We start from the raw sequence: 6,312 nt of genomic DNA, 5'->3' as shown, positions 1-6,312 counted from the left end.
CGAGAACCCGCTCGCGGGGAACGGCAATCCAGTGCGGGCGCACCGGGTCGGCGGCTTCGGGGCTGTAGCGTTGGTAGTCGGCTTCACTCAGGCCGATGCGCGCTTTGAAACAGGGATGGTAGGGATGCCCCTCGCGAAGGGCGCCCTCCAGCGCAACCAATGGCAGCTCCCGACGCACTGCCAGCGGTGGCAACTCCCGCGCATTCCACTGACACCAGATCCGGGTCTGATTCAACTCCCGGGTCAACGCCTGTTTGCGCTCGGCGTCGCCGGGCAGGCAGGCCAACAATTGACGCAGTACCTCCTCCAGCTCCGGCCGGCGGGCGACAGGTTGGATCCGGGTCAATTCCGCCAGCTGCAACCGGATGCGCCCAAAGCCGCGCACCCGCCCCGGGCAGGTGTAATCCGCGTTTCCCAGGCTGAAGTACAGGGTATCCCAAGTCGACGCGGTCTCCCGGGCTGGAACGACAATGTAGTCGAGCAGTCCCTCGAACAGGGCGGCCTCCAGCGTTTGCCGTAGAATCCTCGGCAGAGCATCAACGGCCACCGACGACGCCTGTTGTGGAACGCTGAGCGCCAGAGCTTCAGACATGGACCGCCTCCTCAAGAGGGCGCTCGATCCGCGCGGCTACACAGAGCGGATTGTCGATGGTGGTATAGGCGGCCAACTCCATATCGGCCTCCAGCTCGTCGATATCCTCCACCCGGGTCAACAGGTTGGCTTTCGCCGGCAACTGAGTCTGGGTCAACCAGCGCTCAATCAGGACCCGACCATTGCCGGATAGTGTCAGACGCAGCGCCTCCAGCTTGTCCCGCACCCGCTCGATCAGCTCGGCCTCCGCCAGCAGGCCATCGGCGCCCAGCCGATTCACCACGGCGAACACCTGATTGACCAGCAGGTAATAACCGAAGCGGTCCAGAATGGCATCCGTGGGGTAAAACAGATCGCTGTCGGCATCCAATGTCGGCTGCCATTGCAGGAGCTTGGGCTTTTGTTGCTCGTCCAGATAGAAGCCCTGGTTGTCCCGGTAGTAGTAGGTCTCCGGGTAGCCGTCGGCCAGCCGTAGCAGGCTGTTCTGCTGATGGGCTTCCAGGGCGATGCCATGGTGGTCGAACAACACCAGGCAGGGCTCCACTGCGCAGTGCCAGTAGGCATCAAACCAATCCCGGGCGACCGCACCCGGCGCCCGGCCCTCCTCCAGCGCCAGCCGCTCGATCAGTTCCGAGAGCACGGCGCGGCGCTGGCGGGGGTGCCAGGGTTCCTGCACCAACGCCGCCAGACACAGCACCGATTGATCACGCCCGACACCAAAGGGGTTTTCCCGCACGATGGCCTCAAAGCCGCTATCGCCCCCCTCAGGGTCGCGCAGCGTCAGGTAGGCCGGGTCAGCAATCACCTGAAAACGGGGAAAGCGCCGGGAGAATTGCAGGTTGTGCAGCAGACCGGCCATCAGCACCCCCGCGCGCAGCTCCCGCACCTTGTTCTGCCGAAGGGAGTTGGTGATTTTCACGGGCAGGGAGAGCTTGTACATCCAGGGCGCGTCCCGGTGGTAGACGGTGCGCACCGAGGAGGTGGCCGTGAAGGTGTGCCCGAGCGGGCCCAGGTAGCGCAGCCGACCGGCCTCCTGCCAGGCCTGAACCCGGGGCTGGGCGAGCAACCAGTGGGCCTGCAGCGGGTGGACGGGAATCAACACCTCGTCCGGGCCGATCGACACCGAATGGTCGCTCTGCATCAGCGCTTCACTTACGAGGCTCTCAGCGGACTGGGGCAACAGGGACTGCTGTTCGACCCAGTCCTGGTGCACGGCCACATAATGCAACTGAAACTGGCCCTCCAGCTCCGGCGTGATCAGGGGATGCTGCCAGTCAAGAATGCCCTGCCGGCTCTTCGGGGTGGGGTGCAACCAGTGGCCCAGCACCAGGCTCTGCTCCGCGCGGCAAAAGCTCAAGGGCGCCCGGTAGGGCTGCGACCAACGGGTTTCCAGATAACGCAAGGTGTTCTGCAGGCTATCGGTCAACCGGTGGGTCAGCTCCAGTTGCCGACGCTTGAGCCCGGCGCCGGGCTGGGCGTTGCGCTCGTGGAACAACTCCTTGACCAGCAGCAGGAGCGTGCTCCAGAACCCCTCCTGTCGCCGTTGTGCGCCCTGCTGGCAGAAGACAGCCTCGATGCGCTGGCGCCCGACCCGGGAGCGATAACTCACCAGCAGCCACAGGGTAAGCTCCTGCCGCGGCAGGGTCAGCTGTAGCAGGGACTTACCGGTCAGCAGCGTCTGCGGCAGAAGGGCCCGGGTCTGGGGCGTATCCGGGCTCAGCCAGCGCCCGCCATCCACTTCCCGCAGATAACAATTGACGAATGCCTGAAAGCTGGCGTACTCGGCCAGGTGTCGCGCAAAATCGGCCATAACAGAGTCCTCGTTGCCAATCCGATGAGGGAGGAGTTACGGCCGATTATATGCGAACAATTCTCAATGTCATTTGGTTTTACAATTGTTACGGTTTCTGGCAGCTCAATCATTGCCGCAGTGGAAGAAGGCGCCGAAACGTGGTTTTGTCCGTCAACATTCCCAGCGCCAACCCCAGGGTCAGCAGCTCTGCCAGCGGCAGAGCCCACAGGAATGACACCTGGTCGCGCCAGGGGAAGAGCAGCGCCAGAAACACCAGAGGAAGGACCAGGCTACGCGCCAACGCGAGTAGCGCCGAGCGGCGCGGCTGCCGGCAACCGGTGAACCAGGCGGACAACACCAGGTTGAGCCCGGTCAACAGAAGCACCGGGGCGATCACCGGCCAGAAGCGGGCGGCATAATTTGCCGCTGGCCCCTCGAAGAACCAGTTGCTCAAGGCCGGCCCTCCCAGGAAGACCAACGTCCACAACAGCAGCCCCTGGGTGGCCGCCAATCCCAGCCCGTAGTCCCGGAAGCGCCGGGCCCGGACCGGCTGCCCCGCGCCCAGGTTCTGGCTGGCCAGCACATGCACCACTTCGGCCACCGCGCAGGCGAGCATGACATTGAGCAACAGGGCATAGTGAATCAGGGCAAAGCCGGACACGGCCGCCACACCGCCGGTCAGTGCCAGCAGCCAGTGCAACACGAACAGCACCACCCCCGCCGACACCTCGTTCAGAAACTCGGAAAAGCCGTTGCCGCAGAAAGCGCGCAAGCGTCGCCAGGAGAGCCAGCCCGGCCGCAGGCGCAACGGCGTACGACCACTGTGCAGCAGGTGTAACAGCACCAGGCACTGGGTCAGTTGGGCCGCCACCGTGGCGCCAGCGGCGGCGCGCAAGCCCCAGCCCAGGACCGCCAGCCCAAGCACATCCAGCAGGATGTTCACCAGCGCGCCGAGCACCAGGGCACGACTGGCCCGTTGGGGCTCGCCCGCCACCCGCAGAAAATAGTAAAGCACCACTGCCACACTCTGGGGCGCCTGGCCGAGCAGCACCAGTTGGAAATAGGGTTTCACCAGCGGCTGCAGCCGCTCCGGCACGGCCAGCCAGTGCAACAGATAGTCGCCAAACGTCAGGCCGAGCAGCGTCACGGCAACCCCAAGCACCAGCGCCAGACACACACAGGCCGAGAACACCCGGCTGGCCGCGTCTCGTCGGCCCGCGCCCAGGTAGTGACCGGCCACCACGCTGGCGCCAATGGCCAGCATCAGCACGCTGCCAAACAGTAGAATCCAGAGCGGAATCAGCAGATTGACCGCCGCCAGCGCATCGGCACCCAGCCATTTACCCACCATCAGTCCGTCCACCACCGCCGCGCTGGTCAGGGCCAGCAAGCCCAGAGTGGAGGAGCCCACATAGCGCAGGAAGGTGGGCAGGGCCGGTGCGTCGAGGGCCGCCTCGCCCCGGCTCATCCTTGCACCGCCCGATCAAGACCCGCTGACGCTCGGCTGGACAATAGCGACAGCCGGTAGCCCTGTCCGCGCACCGTCTCCACCGCATCGGGCGGCATACCCGTCGCGATCAGTTTGCGACGGACCCGGCTCAGGTGCATATCGATGCTGCGGTCGTCCCGGCAATAGGATTTATTCAGCACCCAGCGGTGCAGCTCGGATTTCTTCAACAGGGTGTTGTGGTGCTCCGCCAGACACCACAGGAGTTTGAACTGGATGGCGGTCACCCGCAGGGGGCGGTCGTCGTAGCGAACCGACGCATCCTCGCGACTGAGGGACAAAGGCCCCACCACCAGTCTCTCCCGGCCCGGGTCGGCCGGCATCGGTGGGCGCTTCCGGCGCAACAGTGCCTCGGCCCGCAACTGCAGCTCCAACAGATCCGCCGACTTGGCGACAAAGTCATCGGCGCCGCGCCGAAAGGCGTCGATACACAGCGCGGGCTCATCGGCCAGAGCAATGACGGGCGTCGCCTGCCATTGACGCAACTCGGCCAGGAGCTCCCAGGGGTCGAGCGCCGAGACATCGACGTCGAGCAACAGCAGGTCGGCCTCGGTGTTGAGCACGCAGTCCAGCGCCTCACGACCGGCCCGGCAGACCACCAGCGACCAGCCCCGCGCGCGCAAGGTCGCATGTACCCGCGCCTGTAAGGTCGAGGTTTGCCCTACCCACAGCACCCTGATCTCGGATGGTCGATTCGCCCACGTTTCCATTGTGCCTCCATCGCTCTTTGTCAATAATGCGAATCATACTCATTATTAAATAAAGAGCAATAGAAGCCGGTCACAAATTTGGTTACCCTTAGCCTTCACCCGACCCCGGTATCCTTATGAGCACTCAGCCTCCATTTCGACCGCTGCTGCTGGCGAGCCTACTTCTGGCCACCGGGCTGGCGGGCGGTTGGTGGCTGCGCGGAGCACTGGCGCCCGTTCCGGTCGAGGCGACCAGCCTTGCAGAACCGAGCAAGTCCGCATCGGGTTCGCCCCTCGTCAGGCCACTCTCATCACCGCCAGTGCGAGACTCATCCGTTACCTCGCCCTCCCTCAATACGCTTGAGGCGGCGACACTTCCGGACGATCCAGTTTCTGCCAACGAAGCGCCTCCCCAGCCCGCCGACTGGGCTGAGGAGATGCACGCACTTCTGGACCAGCAGGCGTTCAATGCCGCCATGGGGCTCTACCAGGAGGCGGAGCGGCAGGATTCGGCCCTGGCGGGTCGGCTGCGGGAGTTGGTGCTGGAGTATCTGGAGGACTATCTGCGCGCGGGCGATGACTACGCGCTGACCGCGTTGGCCGACGCCTTTTTGTCGGTGCACTACGATGATATTGACGTGTTGCTTCTGCTCGCCCGCCACCAACTCCAGTCCGACTACTGGGCCGAAGCGGCGCGCACCTTCCAGCTCACCTTCGCCTACAGCGCCACCCAGCCCGGACAACGCAGCCGCGTGAGTCAGGCGTTTGAACAATTTGTCCGGCAGGTGGACGATCAACTGGTGGGCGCGCAGCGTTGGCAGAGCCTGCTGGGCTTTTACGAGACCCTGGAACAGCTGGACCTGGGGGGTGCCGAGCAGCGCCTGCGTCTGGGCGAGCTGCACCTGCACCACGGCGACACCACCTATGGCCGGAGCCTGCTGGAAGCGCTGACGTCCCACTCCACCCTGGGCGCCCGCGCCACGGCCCTGCTCAACCACACCACACCGCCCCCGGTGGCCGAGCGGCGCCCGCCCCCACCGGTGGGCAGCATTGAGCTGGACACCATCGGCAGCCATTACCTGCTACCGCTCGGGCTGGATAGCCGGGAAGAGGTACGCTTGGTAATTGATACCGGGGCCAGTCTGACGACATTAACTCAGCGCAGTTTTGATCGAATCAGCGCTTCGGTACGTTTTACCGAGTTAGGGCCGCAGATGTTCAATACCGCCAGCGGCACCACCCGGGGGATGGTGTATCGGGTGGACAGTGTCCAGATTGGTGATCACCGACTGAGGGATGTGCCCGTGGCAGTGTTGGATTTCAATACGCCCGATAATGTGGATGGGCTGCTTGGCATGAATGTTTTGAGCCAGTTTCGATTTGAGGTGGATCAGGACGACGAGGTTTTGTTGTTGCAGCCGCGGCAATAGTCGCTCGGCAATGATTGCCATATTTGACTTGATGGTTACGGCGGGTGCGCTTCGCTTACCCGCCCTACGGAGGTTTATGCCGCTGCGCTCGGCCGTAGGGCGGGTAAGCCGAAGGCGCACCCGCCGTAACAGACGGTACTGCACACAACGGGCGCTCCAATACAACGTCCCGACCCGATGGCAACGGCGGATGCGGGCTTTGCCCTTATCCGCCCTACGCCACTAGCACCAAAAACAACTTTCCGCTTGGCACTGAGGGACGGGGAGGGGTAGACCTTCTCAAGACCGTAAGCGGAGGGACT

At 64.2% G+C, this 6,312-nt stretch carries 5 protein-coding genes; 1 reads left to right on the top strand and 4 read right to left on the bottom strand.

The genetic code is table 11. The features are described from left to right. The 4 genes from B3187_RS14420 to B3187_RS14405 form a co-directional block, all read right to left on the bottom strand. Nucleotides 1–592, bottom strand: a 592-nt coding sequence (locus B3187_RS14420) for an IucA/IucC family protein (protein ID WP_286807171.1), incomplete at its 3' end; no start/stop codon positions are given. Continuing rightward, nucleotides 585–2,402: an IucA/IucC family protein gene (locus B3187_RS14415; RefSeq protein ID WP_286807170.1), complete on the bottom strand. Its 1,818-nt coding sequence runs from the start codon at nt 2,400–2,402 to the stop codon at nt 585–587. The genes B3187_RS14415 and B3187_RS14420, both read right to left, overlap by 8 nt. A 109-nt stretch (nt 2,403–2,511) precedes the next feature. Continuing rightward, complete coding sequence (locus tag B3187_RS14410; RefSeq protein ID WP_286807169.1) at nt 2,512–3,852, bottom strand: MATE family efflux transporter; 1,341 nt, start codon at nt 3,850–3,852, stop codon at nt 2,512–2,514. Continuing rightward, nucleotides 3,849–4,601 (bottom strand): response regulator transcription factor, encoded by a 753-nt coding sequence (locus tag B3187_RS14405; protein WP_286807168.1) that lies wholly within the window; start codon nt 4,599–4,601, stop codon nt 3,849–3,851. Before B3187_RS14405 ends, B3187_RS14410 begins: the two co-directional genes overlap by 4 nt. A 116-nt stretch (nt 4,602–4,717) precedes the next feature. Here B3187_RS14405 and B3187_RS14400 point away from each other — a divergent pair, with 116 nt between their 5' ends. Beyond that, nucleotides 4,718–6,010, top strand: coding sequence for a retropepsin-like aspartic protease (locus B3187_RS14400; RefSeq protein ID WP_286807167.1), 1,293 nt, complete (start codon nt 4,718–4,720; stop codon nt 6,008–6,010). The last annotated feature ends 302 nt before the right edge of the window (nt 6,011–6,312 follow it).

This window comes from Marinimicrobium sp. UBA4209, from assembly GCF_002381585.1.
In the GTDB taxonomy this organism is placed as follows: Bacteria; Pseudomonadota; Gammaproteobacteria; order Pseudomonadales; family Cellvibrionaceae; genus Marinimicrobium; species Marinimicrobium koreense.
The sequence above is the reverse complement of the archived record's forward strand: the minus strand, read 5'-3'. Positions and strand labels throughout refer to the sequence as shown.